A 19,471-nucleotide genomic window follows, 5' to 3' on the forward strand; every position below is an offset into this window, starting at 1 on the left:
CTTAGAACCTTTCTGAAAAATTACTGAATATGGAGCCTGACATTTTACGTTGCGGAGTCAGGTAATTATATCTGCTATAATCATAACCGTATCCGTATTTGATCCTCCGGATACCGTTGAAAACAATGTGCATTCCTGAGAGCTGGTTTTGGGCGGATAGTTCCTGAATAAATGCCAGTTCTACCTTTTCGGTATCTCCCTGCCGGATAATGTACAGTGTAATGTCGGTCAGCCGGGAGAGGATCAATGCATCGGAAACCAGCCTGACCGGCGGACTATCGATCATGATATCGTCGTACATATTTCTGAGCATCCCAATCAGGTCCGCCAGCCGGGTGCCTTCCAGCAATTCCGAGGGATTTTGAACCGGTGACCCACTGCTGATCAGATGAAGATTGGCGTCAACGCCCGTATGCTGGATGATATCGGAAAGCGTTGCATGACCGCCCAGGAAGTCGCTGATCCCGGCTGCATCATTGCGGATATGGAATGCTTCAGCAATTTTGGGTTTGCGCAAATCCAATTCAAGAATAATGGTCTTTCTTCCTGAATAGGCAAGTGCTGCACTCAGGTTACTGCTCACGAAGCTTTTGCCTTCACCAGGCAGACTGGAAGTAACCAAAGTAACCCTTCCGCTCTTTTTTTCCCCGTGCAAATGAAAAAGCCTGCTCCTTAACGACCTGAACTGCTCGCGCATTACGGTGGTCCCTGTACTAACAGTGACCGCGTCGCTGGCGCCGTCGAATGATAATTCGCTGACGACCGGGACTTTTAACGCACTTTTAATCTCTTGCAAATCAGTTACTTTGCCGCTGTTTCTTTTGAATATCAGTGCCGCAGGCAAAACGAACCCCATCAGGAGGGCGGCTGCCATAGCAGCGGCCTGGTTTGGCTTTTTGCCTGCCCCCGAATACGCCTGGTCGATCACGCGATCCTCCGCGAGGGTTGCCGCGTAACTTACGGATACTTCCTCCCGTTTCTGAAGCAGGTAGGTGTAGAGATTTTCCTTGATCGCCTGCTGCCTTTTGATATTGATAAACTCGCGTTCCTGAGTGGGGATGGTTTTGATCGTCGATTTAAAACCGGAGTTGAAGGACAGGAGCTTTTGTCTGGTAGCGTTGAGCGATGCCCTGATGCTGGCGACATTGGCCTTTATCCCGGCTTTCGTAGTCGCGATTTGCCTGTTAATGGCTTCGAATTTGGGGTTACCCTCGGGGGTAATGGCCAGCAGGCGGTCACGCTGCAGCTGCAGATCCGATAATATTTCGATCTGCTTGCCCAGGCCTGGATCGTTGATCCCGAACGTAGTGGGCACCGCCCCGGAATTCTGAGCTGAACTGATATACCTCTCAATACCCTCAATCACACTCAATTGCACATTCACTTCATTCAGGCGGGTATCATTTGCCTGCATATTTTCCAGGCTGATTCGGGCGTCCTGGCTGATGTCTGTCAATCCGCGGTCGCTTTTATAATCTTCAATGCCTCTTTCCGCCAATGTCAACTCCCTTGTAAGCGAATCGATACGCTGGTCCAGAAAATCCAGCGTGCTTTTCGACTGGAGTATCTTGCCATCGCGGGACGCGGAATTATAATTCAGAATAAGCCTGTTCAATACGTCCTTTCCTCTTTGCGGAACTTCATCTTCCAGGGAAAGGACCACCGTGGTGGATAATTTATTGGGGATATTTACATTAATAATGCGCTGATAATCGAGAGCGACTTTTTCAGGGTCGGTCACCTGGATGATAATCCTTGCCCCCTTGTATTTTGAAATGTTTTGGGTGGGTTCGATTTTCCAGGAGCCAATGCTGTTTTTAAATGATAGTTCTTTTGTATTTCCGTCAGGTAATACCAGCATATAAGAATTTTCATCCTTCATAATCAATTCCTTTTTGTCATGGATTGATTTTGCGGCCGGGTCAAGAAAAGACAGTTTTACAGGACTGGAATCGTATAAATCATTGGTCAGCAAACCGTCTTTTTGCCGGTAGTTAATGCCAAGCTGCAGGTCCTCCACAACCTGTGAAACCAGTCGTTTTGATTTGAATACTTCGACCTCATTTTCGATCAATTTGGAGGAATTGATCAGGTCAATTTCACTCAGGGGCGATTGTTGGCCGGGGGTTTTCTTTTCATCCTGGATAAGCAATGTTGCCTTGATCTCATAGACCGGCTTGACCATTTTGAGATAGGCAAAAAGCAAACCCATTGAAACAGCCATTCCGATCAGGAAAAGGGGCCAGTGATAAAGGTACTTTTTGAAAGTACTACCGAGATCAGTGATTGGACTGGTGTTCTCCGGAATGGCAAACGTCGTAAACTGAACGGGTTTAGTACTCATAATCTTATTCTTTCTGTGTTGAGTAGGATAACTTCAATTTAAGATCTTCGATCATGCTGTATTGTACATGCAAGCTGTAACTGGAGATCTCTTCATATGTATTTCATCATATTATTCAGGATCTGCTGCTGAAATAAATGACGTAACTATTCAGTGTGCGTATGATTTGCCGATGTTTATCTTTCGAGCTGGCGATAAGGATTGGAAACCGCGGACATCGCGTTTCTAATACTTCAAACTTAATCTAAGAATGCAGATGCATCGATATTTTTGGGATGACTTGCCGGGAATACGGGGTAAGCGAGGGGAAATCCGGGTTTTTTTAAAACGAATTTTTGAGGTTTCCGGCCTATTTAGAGTAGCAGAATAGGAATAAAGTCAGAATGCCGGGCACCGGCGTCTGATTAGGAAACTTGGTTAAATGCAAAAAAGTAAATGGAAAGGAATGAATGATTATTTTAATTCCTTCTTTTCAAGATAGCCGCTGTCCGCAAGCCAGTCGGCCATGCGTTGCGGCCAGGATTTGATGCTCTGCAGCTTGGAGCGGTTCCCCATATTGAAACCATGATCGCCTTTTGTGTAAAGATGCGCCTCGACAGGCCGTTTCGCCTCGCGGTACTTAACCAGCAGGCTTGCGGTCGTCACACCACAGCACGGATCGTCATTAGCGGCTAAAAGAAATGCGGGCGGCGCATCCTGCGGCACTGTTTCGGGTATTCCAAGCGGTCCCGGATAAATCAGCATCTGAAAATCGGGTTTCCCGTCCAAACGATCGATCGGGTCTTTGGCACCGGGATCGCCCTTGCCCGGGGCGTAGGCCACGGCTGCGACCACTTCGCCGCCTGCCGAAAAGCCAAGCATCCCTACGCGTGCGGGGTCTATCTGGTATGTTTTGGACAGGCTTCGCACTGTGCGCATGGCGCGCAGGGCATCTTCGCGTGGTGTTTTCTCCAGCGAATAGGGCGAACCCTCTTCCCGGGGAAGCCGGTATTTCAATATGAAAACAGTAATTCCAAGTTTAGCCAGGTATTCGCCAGGTTCTTTACCTTCGGCATGATATACCAGCAGCCTGAAGCCGCCCCCGGGGCAAACCACAACGGCAGTGCCATTTGCCGTTCCTACCGCAGGAAGGATTACTTCCAAAGAAGGGTTATGGATGTTTTTGACCCAGTAATCCTTGGCCGATTCCGGCTCTGCCCGGCGGTCCTCAAATCCGGGAACACCGTTACTCCAAAGCGGGATTATGGTGTTTTTTTGCTGGGCAACGGCGGTTTGACCCACCAAAAACACACAAATGAGCAGAGGCAACGCAGAACGTAGTGCGGCGGATGAGGGACGTGTCATAGCAAAAATGGGTTTGCCAGGTTTATGGTAATTGAATAAGCATCAGACTGTCATTTTTTACCCGGGCAACATCAGCACTAATCGCCGACAGCCCGTTGCCATTACGGCTATTGACTGAATTGAATGATAGTGGTTTCAGGCTTTCTCCTGGATTTTGACCACAGCGCTGCCGGTTTCCCCAAAGGGTATAGTTCAAATTGTTGCCAAAAAGAGTATTTCGCCCTCTTACATGCTTCTTATTAGCATATTTATAAGGATTGGTGCCTGTCGGGTGAATAGGCTTTAAGTTAAAGATGCGTCAACACGAATGTGACTTTCAGCAAATGCCGTTTTCAGAGATCAGCATGTGCTGGCTTGTTGGCCGCTGAAATTCCGTTTTCGTGCCTACCGTCAGAAAAACGGCCGTATCGAGTAGGACACGCCTGTGATGCCTTCGGATACATTTGTCAGAACAGAAATGAATAATCATAACGACATGAGATTTGCCAGAATTTTTACCGCCCTGCTGTTGATCGCCGCAGGCGCCAGCGTGTTTGCGCAAACGTTTACTGTGAGCAGCAATAAACGGTATATCATGAAAGACGGTAAGCCGTTTTTCTGGCTGGGGGATACCGCCTGGGAATTGTTTCACCGCCTCGATCGGGAGGATGCCGATTATTACCTTGCAAAAAGGGCAGCGCAGGGTTTTACGGTAATCCAGGCAGTTGCCCTGGCCGAATTCGACGGGCTGGAAATGCCCAATACCTACGGTGATAAGCCGTTGACCGACAACGATCCGACGAAGCCCAATGAAGCCTATTTCAGACATGTCGACTATATCATAGACAAAGCCGCAGAATACGGGCTCACCATTGCATTTCTTCCTACCTGGGGAGATAAGGTGTTTAAATCGACCTGGGGAAAAGGGCCAGAGGTTTTTAATGAAGCCAATGCGGGAACTTACGGCAAATGGCTGGGAAACAGGTATAAAAACAGGAAAAATCTCATCTGGGTGTTAGGCGGAGACCGGCTTCCGAGAGCAGGGACCCGCGATGTGGAAATATGGCGTTCCATGGCAGCCGGCATCGCAACAGGTGCCGAGGGGAACGACAAGGTGCTCATGACCTACCACCCCCAGCCAAACAGGGAAGGGGCCAGCGAATGGTTTCATGAAGACGAATGGTTTGACTTTAACATGTTCCAGACCGGCCATTGCCGCGACTCGCCTGTTTACGATCAAATCAAAAGGTCTTATGACCGTCCGCTGATCAAACCTGTTTTGGACGGCGAGCCCATCTATGAAGATCACCCGGTGTGTTTTAACGTAAAGGAAAACGGTACGTCCAGCGCTTATGACGTCAGAAAGTCGGCGTACCTTGATCTCTTTGCGGGTGCATTCGGGCACACTTACGGCTGCCACGACATCTGGCAAATGTATTCTCCAGGCCGCGAGGCTGTGAACGGGCCGAACATTTTCTGGCAGCAGGCGCTTAACCTGCCCGGGGCCAATGAAATGAAATTTGTGCGGAAGCTTATTGAGTCCAGGCCAGTGCTTGATCGTGTCCCTGACCAGTCGGTTATCGTGGAAGGGGATATGGCTTCCAATGGCCGGGTCCAGGCCACCAGGGGTAAGGACTTTATATTGATTTACACCGCATCGGGAAAGCCGTTTTCGGTCAATCCGGGAAAGATTTCCGGAAAGCGAGTCACCGCATTCTGGTACGATCCCAGGAACGGAAAGACAAAGGAAGCAATAACCTTTGACAACCAGTCGGTTACCAAATACATGCCGCCGACCACCGGCTATGGGCAAGACTGGGTACTGGTTTTGGACGATGCATCCAAAAATTATCCAAAGCCCTGAGAGGAAGTTTCTCTTAGATCAATCAGTGAAAGAGTATTCCTTTGCAGATTGGTCATGAAAGCAGTATTTTTAACTAGTAAATTTATTTTCTAAGAAATAACGCCCGGTCTTTCTCAAAAACGCTTCACATTCTTAATGTTCAGTTCCTGGTTTAAATACTGCCTTTTGCTGCCGGTTGCGGGATATGCTTTTATTTCCTGTGAGAAGAAAGTCGACCTGCCCGAGGATGTGCAAAGGGAGATGTCGACATTGGTGGCGCCTGTCGATTACACTTACGACGTCAAGCCAATCCTTTCCGACCGTTGCTTTGCCTGCCACGGCCCGGATGCCAATCATCAGAAGGTCAATCTGCGGCTTGACGTGCAAAAAGTAGCCTATGAGAAAGAGGCAGAAAGCGGTTTGAAAGCCATCGAACCTGGGAAACCGGGCAGCAGCGAGCTGGTACACCGCATCCTGTCCCAAGATCCGGAAGTGACCATGCCTACACCGGAATCACACTTGACGTTAACGGCGAGAGAAAAAGCGATTTTGATCCGCTGGGTCGAAGAAGGTGCCGAATACAAGCCGCATTGGGCTTTTACCAAAGTAACCAGGCCTGACCTGCCGGGGGTTAAAAATGAGCGGTGGGTGAAAAATCCCATCGATCGCTTTATCCTCAGAAAGCTGGAAGACAAAGGGATTAGCCCAGCCAGAGAAGCCGAAAAAACCACATTACTTCGTCGGGTTTACCTCGATCTGACCGGCTTGCCGCCAACTCCGGAGGAAGTTCAGCGCTATATGGCTGATAAATCGCCCGATGCCTATGAAAAAGTAGTGGATCAGTTGCTGGCGTCCCCGCACTATGGCGAGCACATGGCGGTGCCCTGGCTGGATGCCTCCCGGTATGCCGATACCCATGGTTACCAGGATGATGGTTTGAGGACAGCCTGGCCTTTCCGGGATTGGGTGATCAAATCCTTTAATCAGAACCAACCTTACGACCAGTTTGTGACCTGGCAGCTTGCAGGGGATATGCTGCCGAACCCGACGCGGGACCAGCTGGTAGCGACCGGTTTCAACAGGATGCACCAGCAAAGCCAGGAAGGCGGGATTATTCCCGAAGAGTACCGGACCGCCTATGTTTCTGATCGTGTGGACACTTTTGGCAAAACATTTCTGGGTATTACCGTAGAATGCGCGCGGTGCCACGATCATAAATATGACCCGATCAGCCACAAGGATTATTATTCGCTTTACGCGTTTTTTAATAACAACAATGAAAACGGGCAGATCCCTTACAATGGAGAGGCGAGCCCGTCGATCACTTTACCGACTCCCGAGGCAGACGCAAAGCTGAGATTCATCCATCAGAATCTTGCTCAGGAAAAATCGGCCATGACGGCCAGGGTCAGGCTGGCGGAGCAAAATTTCCAGAACTGGCTGGCCACCGCCCGAAAAGACCCTGAAAAAGCGAGCGCGCCGGACAGGTCTGATATGGTAGGATACTTTAATTTCGATGAACCGCAGGGCAAGGAATTTCAGAACCTTGCAAACCCCAGGCACAAAGCGACTGCTGAAGGCGACGACAGCCTGTCGAATGTGGCCCCACGTCGCGGCAGATTAGGGAGGGCGCGGTATATCTTCGGAGAGAATGCGGTTGCGTTTGGCGATACGTTCGCATTTTTTGACCGGCACCAGGCATTCAGCATCAGTATCTGGCTTAATCTCCACGATCCGAAAGTGACCGGCTCGCTTTTACATAAATCCAACGGGGTCATGAACGGCTACCGGGGTTGGAACGTGTTCCGGGAGAAGGATGGAAAAATTAAGCTGATCATGAGCCACGTATGGCCGGAGAACGCCATTGAAATCCGGACGGTTGAGAAGTTTCCCATGAATAAATGGACCCACATCGGGTTTTCGTACGATGGCTTGAGCAAGGCAGCGGGACTGAAATTGTATGTCAATGGCCGTCCGGCAAAAGTGGTTGTGTACAATGATCAGCTTACCGAAAGTATTCTTTACGGTAAAAACAAAACGAACTGGTACGTCGACCGCCTGAATATCGGACGCCTTTCTGATCAGCGGACGAAGAATTTTGAGGTAGACGAATTCAGGATTTATAAAAAAGCATTGACCCCGCTGGAAATGCTCGGTATGTATTCTTTCAAAAATGAGTTAGTCAATGCATTAAAGATACCGCCTTCGCAAATCAAGCCGGAACAGCTTTTGGCATTAAAAGAATATTATCTGACCAATTTTGACCCGGATTTCAAAAAAACGATTGCCGAAAGCCGAAAGCTCATTGCCGAGGAAACTGAAATCCTGGATCAACAAATTGACGTGATGGTGATGCGTGAACGGAAGTTCCCGCGGAAAACCTTCATTCTGAACCGCGGGGCCTACGACGCGCCGGGCAAGCAGGTTACCACGGACACACCTGACAGCTTTTTCAAAATACCCGAAGATTTTCCGAAAAACCGACTTGGACTGGCCCGGTGGCTGCTCCATGAAGACCATCCCTTGTTTACCCGCGTTACAGTAAACCGTTTCTGGATGATGTATTTTGGGAAAGGATTAGTGGTATCGAGTGACGATTTTGGAAACCAGGGCGAGCTGCCGACGCATCCGGAATTACTGGACTACCTCGCGGTGACCTTCCGCGAATCGGGCTGGAATGTGAAAGCGATGCAAAAACTGATCGTGACCTCAGCCACCTATCGCCAATCTTCCAATATTGATCCCAAAATGAAGGAGGTCGACCCAGATAACCGGCTGTACGCGCGCGGGCCGAGTTACCGGATGAGTGCAGAACAAATCCGTGATAACGCTTTGGCATCCAGCGGATTGCTTACACAAAAGATCGGAGGGCAAAGTACGCGTCCTTACCAGCCCTCTGGACTTTGGGAAGCGCTGGCAACCCGCAACGAAGTAACTTACAAACAACAGCACGGTGACACCCTGTACCGCCGAAGCCTCTACACGATCTGGAAGAGGAGTTCTCCTCCGCCGATGATGCTGAATTTCGACGCGGCAGAAAGGCATTTTTGTGTAACCAAAAGACAAAAAACCAGCACGCCTTTGCAGGCATTGGTGGTGATGAATGACCCTCAGTTTGTGGAAGCATCCAGGGTATTGGCGCAAAGGATGCTGAAACAAGGTAAAACACTTGACGACCAGATTACTTATGCATTCACAGCACTGACAAGCCGCCAGCCCGATCCGAGAGAAAGGCAGATTCTGAAGGAATTATACGAAGAAGAGTACAGCGATTTCAGTCGCAACCCCAAACGGGTAAAATCGATCCTGGCGGCGGGCGAATATCCTGTGGATAAGAGTCTTAACCCGGTGCAGCTTGCGGCAGGCACGATCGTGTCGAGCACGGTCATGAATTTTGATGAATTTTTGATCAAGAGATAATAAGCAACAGCATGAGCTTTTATAAAGAACTTGAAAACCACGTCCACGAGCAGTTGAGCCGGCGTAATTTTCTATCCAAAACCAGCCTCGGTCTGGGGGCAGCGGCGATGGCTTCCCTGCTGAATGCGGATAACTCGATGGCCAAAAAGATCGTGCAGCCTGGGACTGAAGCCACGGGATTACCTTTGGGACATCCTCATTTTCCACCGAAAGCCAAACGGATCATTTACCTTTTCCAGAGCGGCGCGCCTTCCCAGCTCGAACTCTTCGACTACAAGCCCAAACTGGAAGAAATGTGGGGCAAGGACCTGCCGGAGTCCGTCCGGAAGGGCCAGCGCCTGACCGGCATGACGGCCGGACAAAGCAGCTTTCCGCTGGCGGCTTCCAAGTACAAGTTTGCCCGGCACGGGGATAGCGATATGATGATCAGTGAGTTGCTTCCATACACATCCAGCATTGTGAACGATGTAACGTTCATTCGTTCCATGTTTACAGAAGCGATCAACCACGATCCGGCGGTGACGTTTTTCCAAACCGGCAGCCAACAGGGCGGGCGCCCTTCCTGGGGTTCCTGGATCAGCTACGGCTTAGGGTCCGATAACCAAAATATGCCTTCGTTTGTTGTGCTGTTGTCCAAAGGCAGGGGAGGGGACCAGCCGCTTTATGCCAAGCTATGGAGCAATGGTTTCCTGCCGTCTGTGCACCAGGGAGTAGTTTTTCGCTCCGGACCTGACCCGGTTTTTTACCTCAATAATCCTGAGGGCATTGACCGCACCAGCCGCAGACGCATGCTGAACTCGCTTGCGAAATTGCAGCAGGGACAATTTGAGAAGATCCTTGACCCCGAGATCAATTACCGGATGGCACAGTATGAAATGGCGTACCGCATGCAGACTGCCGTTCCCGAAACCATGGATATTTCTAAAGAGCCAGGCTATATTTTTGACTTATACGGAGAAGAATCGCGTAAGCCTGGCACCTTTGCTGCCAACTGTTTGCTGGCAAGAAAACTGATTGAAAAGGATGTGAAATTCGTCCAGTTGTACCACCAGGGCTGGGACCAGCACGGAAATCTGCCCAATGATATAAAAACGATGGCTAAAAGCGTGGACCAGGCCTCGGCTGCATTGATCACCGACTTGAAACAGAGAGGATTATTGGACGAAACGCTTGTGGTTTGGGGGGGCGAATTCGGACGTGGCGCATATTCACAGGGAAAACTTACGAAAGACAACTATGGCCGCGACCACCATCCGCGCAGCTTCACGATCTGGATGGCAGGGGCGGGGGTTAAGAAAGGATTTGTGTACGGGCAAACGGACGAATTTGGATATAACGTTGTCAAGGACCCGGTGCATGTGCACGATTTTCAGGCGACCGTAATGCATTTAATGGGTGTAGACCATGAGCAGCTGATCTTCAAACACCAAGGCAGAAGGTACCGGCTCACCGATGTGCATGGCAAGGTGGTGAAGCCGCTGCTTGCCTGAAATTTGTGGTCATAAAAAAATCCTGCCATATGACGGCTGCCGTCGCATTGCAGGATTTTTTATGATTAGGTTAAATCAGAAAGGTTTGTAATCCTTTACACCTTGCTGTAAATCTGCAAGTATAGCCTTGAATTTTGTTTCAAGTTGTCCTCTGGCAGCATTGAGCTCTTCACTGTACTTCGGCGATGATTTTTCCGATGATGCGGATTTGCTTACAATAATGTCGTCGTATTCACGCGTCTCAATTGTTGCGCGGTACTTTCTGTTTACGCATTCCACCGCCAGTACGAAATGAAAGGAATAGAAACCTTGAATTGGACTTTTCGAACCCGTAAAATCGACAGACACATTTCCGTAGACCGCAATATCGCCTGTCTCTTTGTCCGCAAGGAGTATTTGACCGTAGGGAAAAGCCTGGGCAATCGATAATCTGGCTCGCCTGAATAATTCTGCCTGTGTGACGGCACCGCAGTCGACGGTTTCAGAATAAGAGATTTTTTTAGTCGCTGGTGAATCTTGCGAGACCGCTGATACTGTTGTCAAAAAAATAAGAACAAGGGTGAAAAAAGATAGTTTTAACATTTTGCTGCTCGATTTGGGATGCTGGTTTTTGAATGCGCAAAGGTGATCATACGATCAAGATTTGTGTATTCTAAATTATCCAGCGGCAAAAAATATTACTATCAGGAAGCTGTCCTAGTTTTCTTTGCTGTATTTGTTCCGGTATTCGACCGGAGTGAGACCGGTTACCTTTTTAAAAACGTCACGGAAGGCTTTAGTGTCCGTATAGCCCACATCGAACATTACCTCTGTGACATTTTTGCGCGAGGCTTCGAAACTGCGTTTGGCTGCTTCAATCCGAACCCGTCTGACATACTCGTTGATCGTATTACTGGTAGCTGTTTTGAACCTCCTCTCAAAACTCCTTCGACTCACGTTCGCGATGTCGGCCAGTTCCAGGATGCTTAATTTTTCGGCGTAGTTTTTTTCAATGTAATCCTGGATGGCGCGGATTTCGTTGTCGGGATGGCCTTTCTGACCGCGAAAAATGGTAAATGCGCGCTGGTTATCGCGGTCAATATCTATTGCAAAGAATTTGGCGGCCAGGATGGCCAGGTCACGGCTTGTATATTTTTCCAAAAGATAGATCAGCAGGTTCCAGATCGAATTCGCACCGCCGCTAGAGTAGATCTTGCCTTCGTCGGTGATGATAGTTCCGTCAACCACTTCAATCTGAGGGTATAAATCCCTGAATTCATCGTAATAAGCCCAGTGTGTCGAACACTTTTTACCATCCAGCAGGCCTGTTGCGCCCAGAAGAAATGCGCCGAGACAAAGGGACGCGATTTCGGAACCCCTGTCGTGCATCCGCAGCATCCAGGGAATCGCTTCCCTGTTCTGTTCGACCGAATCACTCAAATTACCGCACAATGCCGGGACAATCACCAGATCCGTATCCTCTACATCACTCAGCAAACGGTCTATATGGACGGTGTATTCACCTTCCTGCGCTTTGATGTCCTTGCTTAAGCCAACGAATTCTACCTGGAACATTGGGCTGAGGCCCATGGTTTTGCCCAGGTCATTGGCGGCGTTGAACAGCCGGTAGGCGGGCGTCACGGCTTCCATATAGGCACGCCTCGGCACATACACTGATATATGTTTCATACTGAAAGGATTTGGGATCGCCAAATATAAAGAAAATACTCTGGCATTTTCACCCCCCTGGAAAGGCGCTTTTACACCCCTGGTTTCTGGTGATACCGACGCAATTTTGTAGTGTCAATTCCGGAGCAGTTGACAGATTACAACTTTGAAGTTTAATTGAAAAGTTGACGCCTAAACATCAATCGAAAATGAAAACCTTCAGACTATTTGCTTTTTCACTGCTTGCTATTTCTCTCGGGACTGATTCAGTCACCAAAGCCCAAAACCCATTAGCTATGAAAACGACAGGATATGCGCAGGTCAACGGGGTGAAAATGTATTACGAGATCCAGGGGGCCGGTGAGCCGTTGATCCTGCTGCACGGAAGTTTCATGACCATTGACCTCAATTGGAGCCTGCTGATGCCTGAGCTGACAAAAAATCACAAGGTAATAGCCGTTGAAATGCAAGCGCACGGACACACAGCCGATACCGACAGGGCATTTAGTTTCCCGGCCCTGGCAAGCGACGTGGCCGGGCTATTGGATTACCTGAAAATCGACCGGGCCAGTGTGATGGGCCATAGCTTGGTCGCTACTGTCGCCCTGGAGCTTGCCATTCAAGAGCCCGAAAAAATCAAAAAGATTGTATTCATTTCATCCGTATTCAAATCTGACGGCTAGACTAAACCGGTACGGGACGCCATGGCCCATATGCAGCCCCAGTTTCTTACGAACACTCCTTTGAAAGCCGGGTATGACAAAGTAGCACCAGATAAGGCCCATTGGGACCAGTTTGTTGCTAAACTGTTGAAATTAGATAACCAGCCTTTTGACTTGGGGATCGAAAATGTAAAGAAAATAAATGCACCCATCCTGATCATCAGCGGGGATAATGACGGGGTGGACTACGCGCATACCAGCGAATTGTACAAGACTTTCGGCGGCGGGGTTTTTGCCGACATGTCAGGTAATCCCAAATCGCAGTGGGCGATGGTGCCATGTACGTCGCACGTAACACTGATGATGCAGACCGCCCGACTGGCTGAGCTGATCAACCCGTTTCTCAAACAAGCTTTATAATAACCGATTAAGATGTTTTATGCCGACATACCCCTTCCTTACATTTAACGGAAATTGCAAGGAAGCGATGCGCTTTTACCAGTTCTGTTTCGGAGGGGAGCTTCATTTCAGATACCTGGGTGAAGCTCCCTACGGACGGGATTTGCCATTTGAGATGAAACAGTTGGTACTGCACGCAAGCCTGGTATCCGAACATATCCGTTTGTTTGCTTCCGATATGCCCACAGAGGACGAGCTGTCCAACGGGAACAGCATTTCGTTGTTGATCAGCATCGCGCAGAATGAGGAGTTAAAGGCCGTTTTCAACAAGTTGTCCAAACAAGGAGAGGTTACCAATCCCTTTTCACGAAATCCGGCAAACGGCCAGTGGGCATCCCTGAAAGACCGTTATGCCGTGCAATGGATTTTTACTGCCGGGAGTTGAGAATTTCCTCTTATTTCGGCTGTTCCTGATTATCGTAATAAGTGTAATCCTTTGTAATCAAGCCTTTATTGAAAGTGAAAACCGTACAAATTGGTAAGGAGAACCTCGTGCTGTCGGGAGCCGTTCCTGTTGAAATGAACTCGACAATCATATGGTCAAGCCCTGAAGGATAAACGGCCACGACCGAATCTTTGATATCGGCAAATGCCTGGGCCAGTTCACTGTATTTTTTTACAGTCTGCTCATGGGTTTGCCTTACGATCTCATTTCCGAACGACGGATCTTTGAATTCGGCCGTATCGACGTACATGGCCGCCATTTTTTCCCATTCGTGCTTATTGAAATGTTCAAAATACTTCGTGACCAGGTCTTCATTGTCATTGACCGTTTCTGTGGGCTGTTCGGACTGGCAAGCGGCGATCAAAGTGAGGAGCGTAAACAGGAGTGTTGCACGTTTCATTGTGTGAGGATTTTTTGGTTAAAAGCTTCGAAAAATAGCGCGAATAAGTTAATATTATTTAACATTTCCATAAACTCTGTCTCTCACTAACCCATTACTTTTGGTTGAATTGGCAGGCAGCATCCCGCGGTCGGTCATCAAATTTGATCAGTTAACCTTCACTTACGGAATATGACAAGGTCGTTGCTGGCCATATTGGCATTTTTACTCATTGGCACGGATGGTCTTTGCCAGCAGAAAAAAACAAAAAACCTGGTCCTCATTTCGATCGATGGTTATCGGTGGCAGGAGGTATTTCACGGAGCGGATTCGCTTTTGATCTTTAACAAGAAGTACCGTAAACAGGATTCGGCAGCTTTCGCAAAAAAGTACTGGGCTGCTACCCCACAGGAACGTCGGGTCAAACTCATGCCGTTTTTCTGGAATGAACTGGTGAAAAAAGGTCAGCTCTATGGCAACCGCGATGTGGGAAACCTGGTGAATGTCCGCAACAAATACTGGTTCTCCTATCCAGGCAGAAGTGAAACCCTTTGCGGATATTATGACCCGCAAATCAACAGCAACAGCTATCCCAACAACCCTAACGAAAATGTGCTGGAATTTATCAACAAGCACAGGGGCTTCGAGGGAAAAGTGGTCACATTCGCCTCCTGGGAGGCCCTTTCGAAAATCCTGAACCGCGACAGGAACGGCATGCTGGTCAATGTGGCCAATGAGCCGCTGAAAGCGACCAGGATGTCTGAGTCGCAGGTACTGGTGAATGAGCTGCAGGATTATTTGCCGGAATATTACGGAAAAGGGGTCCGTTTCGACCTGACGACCTACGCGATGACGAGGGCTTATATTGCGGCCAACCATCCGAGGGTCGTACATATCGATTTTGCCGATCCCGACGATTTTGCCCACGCGGGCCAATACGATTCCTATATGGACGCAGCCCATTACCTGGATGCCATGATCGGGAAACTTTGGAACACCCTTCAAAATGATCCTTTTTACAAAGACAATACAACTTTGATGATTTATCCCGATCACGGCCGCGGCGTTGAAAAGCTTTGGACAAGTCACGGTTCATCGGCTCCCGGATCGAATCAAACCTGGCTGGCGATTATCGGTCCGGATACGCCGGCGGGAGGCGAGATGAAAAGTGAGATGCAGATCTACCAGGATCAATTCGCCCAGACTGCCGCTCAATTGCTAGGTCTCACGTTTACTGCAAATCATCCGGTAGGGGAGCCTCTGAGGACGGTTACCAAATAGCAGTAACGAGTTATCGCGAATGGATTTTTCGAAGATATCGTCGCGAAAATTGAATTTAAAACTGTTTTTCAAAACCTATATGCACTTTTCACGGTTAGTCGGGTATATAATTGGTTAAAACAAGCCCTTTTCTGAAGCATCGCTTGCAACTATCTCCCCGACAATGTCCTTTTTTGGCCCAACATATACCACACCTGTTCTGAAGAAAAACCAGCCGGACGATAGCTACAAGTTTCAGCCGGTTCCACCCCCGTCGGGGACTTATCCTTTTCGACTGGATTTAACCAGCATACAGCCGGTCCCCGATCCTGACCAGCTCGCTTTTCACATGCTGGGCGACACGGGCAGCCTTTACAATTCTGATTTTCAGAAGCTGGTGGTTTCTGAAATGATCCGGCAGTATGAGAAAACGGAGGACACCGGCCTGCAGCCTCAGTTTTTGTATCATTTGGGAGATGTCGTTTATAATTACGGTGAGGCGAGCCAATACAAGCGCCAATTTTTTGACCCTTATCAAAAATATCCGGGCCCTATTTTCGCCATTCCCGGAAACCACGACAGCGATATCAACCCCGACAGCAAGGTCAGGTACGAAAGCCTGGACGCGTTCAGGGCAGTTTTTTGCGATACACATCCCCAAACGGTATCATTCAGTGGTGGCGCGGAGCGAAAAAGTATGGTGCAGCCCCATGTATACTGGACGCTGGTGACGCCTGTTGCCCACATCATCGGGCTCTATTGCAATGTCACTAAGTTTGGTGTGATCACGCCGGATCAGCGCCAGTGGCTGATTGAAGAACTGCGTAATGCGGATGCGGGAAGGCCCGGAAAAGCAGTTCTGCTGGCGATGCACCATTCACCTTATTCAGCAGATGTCAACCACGGGTCCAGTTTGGCGATGATCAGGTTTCTGGAAGGGGTTTTTGAACAAACAGGCATTCGCCCAGATGTCGTTTTCAGTGGTCATGTGCATAATTATCAACGCTTTACCAAACGTTATCCTGGCGGCAAGACATTGCCTTTTGTAGTTTGCGGCGGAGGCGGATATGATGAGCTTCACCCGGTGGCGTCGACTTACGATAGCCGGTTTACAGCCAGTAACGCATTATTCAACCAGGTGCACCTGGAAAACTATTGTGACACCAAGCATGGCTTTCTGAAAGTAATGATCGAAAAGTCAGGCGATGGTGTCACTGTCCGGGTTGAATTTTATACGCTACCACACGAAAAACGGATAGGGCCCGGCATGAAAGCCGTTTTGACCGACCATTTTGTAGTGGAAGTCCGGTGAACAGGTTATTGCAGGAACTTGATCTTCGAAAACGACATCAATGGCTGTATGGCCGTTGCCCCGTCATTCTTGAACACAAAATACAGGTCGTGCTGGCCTGCTGTGGGCTTAAGCTCAATTGAAACGGGCAGTCTCGTCGGACGCCTGACCTGTTTTGGGGCTTCACCAGGTTTCAAGTTCTTATTCTGGTTCTCCATTTCAGCAATCAGTTTCGCCATATCCACTTCCGGGGCGATATCTACTTTTTGCTGCCCGATAATAGTACCTGCCGGTGAGTCCAGGTGTACTTCGATCGTTCCTCCGACGGCCCCTTCCCGGTTTTGCGCTACGGCATTGAGTTCCAGTTTATGGATGCCCGTTAAGTCTATTTCGTTGAATGCCAGCATGCTGTTAGCGAAGGGTACCACCGCAAACCCCAGTCCTGCGGTTCCCAGGGCTTTCAGCTCGGCACCTTTCACGATGTTAGCTTCTGCGGCGTTCAGCTCAGGACTCCGTAATACGATCATTTCTTCGGTGGTTTGGGCCGGGATTGCCTTATTGCCGCTTACTGCGCGGTCTGTAAAAGCAGCTCGGATCAGGACGGAGCCCTTGCCATTGTCCTGCGCAGGGATTTTGGGTGTATATGCTCCTTTGACCGGTAGCGTACTGAGGTTTTTGTCGGTGCTGTTGAGGATGTATTTCACAATCACTTCCGCATCAGCTACCGGCAACGCGGGGTGTGCTGCCATTGCTACTTCACCCCAAACGCCCGAGCCGCCTTCACGGATTTTTTTCACCAGTATTTCGGTAACTCCTGGCTGGCCTTTGTATTTGTTAGAAACATCCGCGAATGACGGTCCGACGGATTTGGTATTGGGCTGGTGGCAAACTTTGCAATCACTTTTATTGATCAAAACCTGCGCAACGGCAAATTGCGTCGAAGCGTCCACGCTTCGCTGGCTCTGAATTACTTCGGCGTAGTCGAACCCTTCCGACGCGTAGTCGATACTTACAGCTACCTGATCTGCCCTGATCTTACCATCGGCAAGGCTGCCGTCTTCCTTGTCGGTAACGTCAATCGAGTAGGGAATAGGCTTGTCGGCGAAGAAGAAAGTCCTATTGCCTTCAATGTGAACGGCTACTTTCGGCGGCTCGTTTCCTGCTACTATTTTCAGCGATTGCGTATTGGCTGCCCCTTTTGCGTCGGTTACTGTCAGGCTGGCCGTGTAAACGCCCGGCTTGTCGAAGGTTACCGACGGGTCGGGAACGTGAAACGTTTTGGGCGCCGTTCCGGCGCCGGAAATTTTCCAGCTGTATTTCAACGCATCCCCGTCAAAATCTTTGGTACCATCCGCAGACAATTTTGCCTGAAAAGGTACAGTCCCGCCTTTTTTATCTGTGGAGGCCATGACAACGGGTTTGCGGTTGCCGCCATTGTATTCGATCCTGACCAGACGCGAGTTTTCACTCTTGCGAAACCAGTTGCTGCCATATTCCAGTACATATAAATCACCGGAAGGGCCAAACTTGATGTCGATAGGCTGAACGGGGTGATAGCTGGGCATCACGCGTTCCATCGATTTGTAATCACCGTTTTCGTCCATTGAAATAGCCATGATCCAGCCGCGCGAAAAATCCGCCGCGATCCATTTGTTTTCGTAATAGGCTGGCCAGGGACGTTTGGGAGCTTTGAAATCCGACCGGTGGTAAACAGGGCCGCCGGTAGCGCTCCGGGAGCCCGAGCCTACCAGTGGAAACTTCTCGGAAACGCCGTAAGGATAGTAAATGAAATTCGGGGCGGTTGGAAATAATTCTGTTAAGCCCGTATTGTTGGGCGAGGTATTGACAGGTTTTTGAGGATCTTTCTTTGCAAGGGGCTTATTACCAGCATAATCAAAGACGGGGAAAGCCTGGTTATCTCCCACAAACCACGGCCAGCCGAAGTTACCCGGTTTCCTTGCCTGGTTCAATTCATCGTAACCCCGCGGCCCGATCTCCGAATCTTCACTTGCGTCGGGGCCTACTTCCCCCCAATAGAGGTAACCTGTTTTGCTGTCGACCGAGATCCGCCATGGGTTTCTGTGGCCCATCGAATAAATTTCAGGCCTGGTCTTGGCTGTACCTTTTGGGTAAAGGTTCCCTTCTGGAATAGTGTAGGTGCCATCCGGTTCGGGGTGTATCCTCAATATCTTTCCTCTCAAATCATTGGTATTGCCGGCGTGCCCCTGATCGTCCCAGCTGGAGCGTCCCGGGCGTTCATCGGTTTGTGCTGCCTTTTGATTTCCGGTATTGTTACCAACGGTCAGGTAAAGGTTTCCCGCTTTATCCCAGGTCATTCCGCCGCCCGTGTGACAGCAAACCTCCCGTTGGGTTTCCACTTCGAGGACGATTTTCTTGGTGATTTCCACCAACTGCTCATCACGCATTTCCCAGCGCGCAAGTATGTGTTTTTTCTCGGTCGGGTGTGCGTAATACAGGTATATCCAATGGTTTTTTTCAAAATTGGGATCGACTGTCAAGCCCATCAGGCCTTCCTCCGCTTCCCTGGAAACGCCTTCGGCACTGGTATACTTGGTATTGACGGGAATGGTTGCGACCAGGTCGGTTGCTTTGGTAAGCGGGTTGTATTTTTTCAGGGCGCCCTTTCTCTCGGCTATGTAAACAGACCCATCGGGCAATACTTCAAAAACCATAGGCTCGTCGAGGTTATCGGAAACGACAATCGGCGTGAAACGGCTTTCATCGGGTATGGCAGGGCCGTCCTGAAAGGTAAACGCGGCAATTAAAAGAAGGAGCAAAAATTGAGAAGCGAGTTTAAAACGACGGATCACTCCGGATGGAATATGGGATAGGTTTGTCATGGGCAGTAAACTAGAGTACCCATGTAATTTAATCATATTTTGAGAAA

General features: G+C 49.3%; 14 protein-coding genes. 8 read left to right on the forward strand and 6 right to left on the reverse strand.

Features of this window, described 5'->3' with window-relative positions:
* Position 1 precedes the first annotated feature (1 nt).
* The gene (locus AC1XUF_RS03610) at positions 2-2,344 is read right to left on the reverse strand and encodes a GumC family protein (protein WP_483340291.1); all 2,343 of its coding nucleotides are present in this window, start codon (positions 2,342-2,344) and stop codon (positions 2-4) included.
* Between the two features lie 453 nt (positions 2,345-2,797).
* Complete coding sequence (locus AC1XUF_RS03615) at positions 2,798-3,688, reverse strand: alpha/beta hydrolase (protein WP_483340292.1); 891 nt, start codon at positions 3,686-3,688, stop codon at positions 2,798-2,800.
* A gap of 475 nt (positions 3,689-4,163) precedes the next feature.
* Between AC1XUF_RS03615 and AC1XUF_RS03620 the strand changes: the two genes are divergently transcribed.
* The 3 genes from AC1XUF_RS03620 to AC1XUF_RS03630 all read left to right on the forward strand — a co-directional run bounded on the left by AC1XUF_RS03620 (position 4,164) and on the right by AC1XUF_RS03630 (position 10,420).
* Complete coding sequence (locus AC1XUF_RS03620; RefSeq protein ID WP_483340293.1) at positions 4,164-5,531, forward strand: glycoside hydrolase family 140 protein; 1,368 nt, start codon at positions 4,164-4,166, stop codon at positions 5,529-5,531.
* Positions 5,532-5,666: 135 nt separating this feature from the next.
* Complete coding sequence (locus AC1XUF_RS03625) at positions 5,667-8,930, forward strand: DUF1553 domain-containing protein (RefSeq protein WP_483340294.1); 3,264 nt, start codon at positions 5,667-5,669, stop codon at positions 8,928-8,930.
* An 11-nt stretch (positions 8,931-8,941) separates the two neighbouring features.
* Positions 8,942-10,420 carry a DUF1501 domain-containing protein gene (locus AC1XUF_RS03630; RefSeq protein ID WP_483340295.1) on the forward strand — a complete coding sequence of 493 codons (1,479 nt, stop codon included), beginning with the start codon at positions 8,942-8,944 and terminating at the stop codon, positions 10,418-10,420.
* Between the two features lie 75 nt (positions 10,421-10,495).
* On the opposite strand, the gene AC1XUF_RS03635 is transcribed toward AC1XUF_RS03630, so the two are convergent.
* Positions 10,496-10,963, reverse strand: coding sequence for a DUF4468 domain-containing protein (locus tag AC1XUF_RS03635; protein WP_483340296.1), 468 nt, complete (start codon positions 10,961-10,963; stop codon positions 10,496-10,498).
* A 153-nt stretch (positions 10,964-11,116) separates the two neighbouring features.
* A complete protein-coding gene (locus AC1XUF_RS03640) occupies positions 11,117-12,088 on the reverse strand; it encodes a GlxA family transcriptional regulator (protein WP_483340297.1) in 972 nt (323 codons plus the stop codon).
* Between the two features lie 188 nt (positions 12,089-12,276).
* Here AC1XUF_RS03640 and AC1XUF_RS03645 point away from each other — a divergent pair, with 188 nt between their 5' ends.
* From AC1XUF_RS03645 to AC1XUF_RS03655, 3 genes are read left to right on the forward strand one after another with little or no spacing between them, the layout of a single operon-like run.
* The gene (locus AC1XUF_RS03645; RefSeq protein WP_483340298.1) at positions 12,277-12,750 is read left to right on the forward strand and encodes an alpha/beta fold hydrolase; all 474 of its coding nucleotides are present in this window, start codon (positions 12,277-12,279) and stop codon (positions 12,748-12,750) included.
* Between the two features lie 21 nt (positions 12,751-12,771).
* Positions 12,772-13,149, forward strand: coding sequence for an alpha/beta fold hydrolase (locus AC1XUF_RS03650; protein WP_483340299.1), 378 nt, complete (start codon positions 12,772-12,774; stop codon positions 13,147-13,149).
* A gap of 19 nt (positions 13,150-13,168) precedes the next feature.
* Complete coding sequence (locus tag AC1XUF_RS03655; RefSeq protein ID WP_483340300.1) at positions 13,169-13,573, forward strand: VOC family protein; 405 nt, start codon at positions 13,169-13,171, stop codon at positions 13,571-13,573.
* Positions 13,574-13,583: 10 nt separating this feature from the next.
* Here AC1XUF_RS03655 and AC1XUF_RS03660 read toward each other — a convergent pair whose 3' ends face one another.
* Positions 13,584-14,033, reverse strand: a complete 450-nt coding sequence (locus AC1XUF_RS03660) for a nuclear transport factor 2 family protein (protein ID WP_483340301.1) — start codon at positions 14,031-14,033, stop codon at positions 13,584-13,586.
* Positions 14,034-14,204: 171 nt separating this feature from the next.
* On the opposite strand from AC1XUF_RS03660, the gene AC1XUF_RS03665 reads away from it, so the two are divergent.
* Positions 14,205-15,293 carry a sulfatase-like hydrolase/transferase gene (locus AC1XUF_RS03665; RefSeq protein ID WP_483340302.1) on the forward strand — a complete coding sequence of 363 codons (1,089 nt, stop codon included), beginning with the start codon at positions 14,205-14,207 and terminating at the stop codon, positions 15,291-15,293.
* Positions 15,294-15,456: 163 nt separating this feature from the next.
* Positions 15,457-16,584 carry a metallophosphoesterase family protein gene (locus AC1XUF_RS03670; RefSeq protein WP_483340303.1) on the forward strand — a complete coding sequence of 376 codons (1,128 nt, stop codon included), beginning with the start codon at positions 15,457-15,459 and terminating at the stop codon, positions 16,582-16,584.
* 5 nt (positions 16,585-16,589) lie between these two features.
* Here AC1XUF_RS03670 and AC1XUF_RS03675 read toward each other — a convergent pair whose 3' ends face one another.
* A complete protein-coding gene (locus AC1XUF_RS03675; RefSeq protein WP_483340304.1) occupies positions 16,590-19,424 on the reverse strand; it encodes a PQQ-dependent sugar dehydrogenase in 2,835 nt (944 codons plus the stop codon).
* Positions 19,425-19,471: the final 47 nt, after the last annotated feature.

Source organism: Dyadobacter sp. HNCC25DJ185 (genome assembly GCF_056895195.1).

What these genes read in the sequence shown, in the direction of transcription:
- AC1XUF_RS03610 (WP_483340291.1), bottom strand. Translation starts at nt 2,344, where the DNA reads ATGAGTACTAAACCCGTTCAGTTTACGACGTTTGCCATTCCGGAGAAC.
- AC1XUF_RS03615 (WP_483340292.1), bottom strand. Translation starts at nt 3,688, where the DNA reads ATGACACGTCCCTCATCCGCCGCACTACGTTCTGCGTTGCCTCTGCTC.
- AC1XUF_RS03620 (WP_483340293.1), top strand. Translation starts at nt 4,164, where the DNA reads ATGAGATTTGCCAGAATTTTTACCGCCCTGCTGTTGATCGCCGCAGGC.
- AC1XUF_RS03625 (WP_483340294.1), top strand. Translation starts at nt 5,667, where the DNA reads ATGTTCAGTTCCTGGTTTAAATACTGCCTTTTGCTGCCGGTTGCGGGA.
- AC1XUF_RS03630 (WP_483340295.1), top strand. Translation starts at nt 8,942, where the DNA reads ATGAGCTTTTATAAAGAACTTGAAAACCACGTCCACGAGCAGTTGAGC.
- AC1XUF_RS03640 (WP_483340297.1), bottom strand. Translation starts at nt 12,088, where the DNA reads ATGAAACATATATCAGTGTATGTGCCGAGGCGTGCCTATATGGAAGCC.
- AC1XUF_RS03645 (WP_483340298.1), top strand. Translation starts at nt 12,277, where the DNA reads ATGAAAACCTTCAGACTATTTGCTTTTTCACTGCTTGCTATTTCTCTC.
- AC1XUF_RS03650 (WP_483340299.1), top strand. Translation starts at nt 12,772, where the DNA reads ATGGCCCATATGCAGCCCCAGTTTCTTACGAACACTCCTTTGAAAGCC.
- AC1XUF_RS03655 (WP_483340300.1), top strand. Translation starts at nt 13,169, where the DNA reads ATGCCGACATACCCCTTCCTTACATTTAACGGAAATTGCAAGGAAGCG.
- AC1XUF_RS03660 (WP_483340301.1), bottom strand. Translation starts at nt 14,033, where the DNA reads ATGAAACGTGCAACACTCCTGTTTACGCTCCTCACTTTGATCGCCGCT.
- AC1XUF_RS03665 (WP_483340302.1), top strand. Translation starts at nt 14,205, where the DNA reads ATGACAAGGTCGTTGCTGGCCATATTGGCATTTTTACTCATTGGCACG.
- AC1XUF_RS03670 (WP_483340303.1), top strand. Translation starts at nt 15,457, where the DNA reads ATGTCCTTTTTTGGCCCAACATATACCACACCTGTTCTGAAGAAAAAC.
- AC1XUF_RS03675 (WP_483340304.1), bottom strand. Translation starts at nt 19,424, where the DNA reads ATGACAAACCTATCCCATATTCCATCCGGAGTGATCCGTCGTTTTAAA.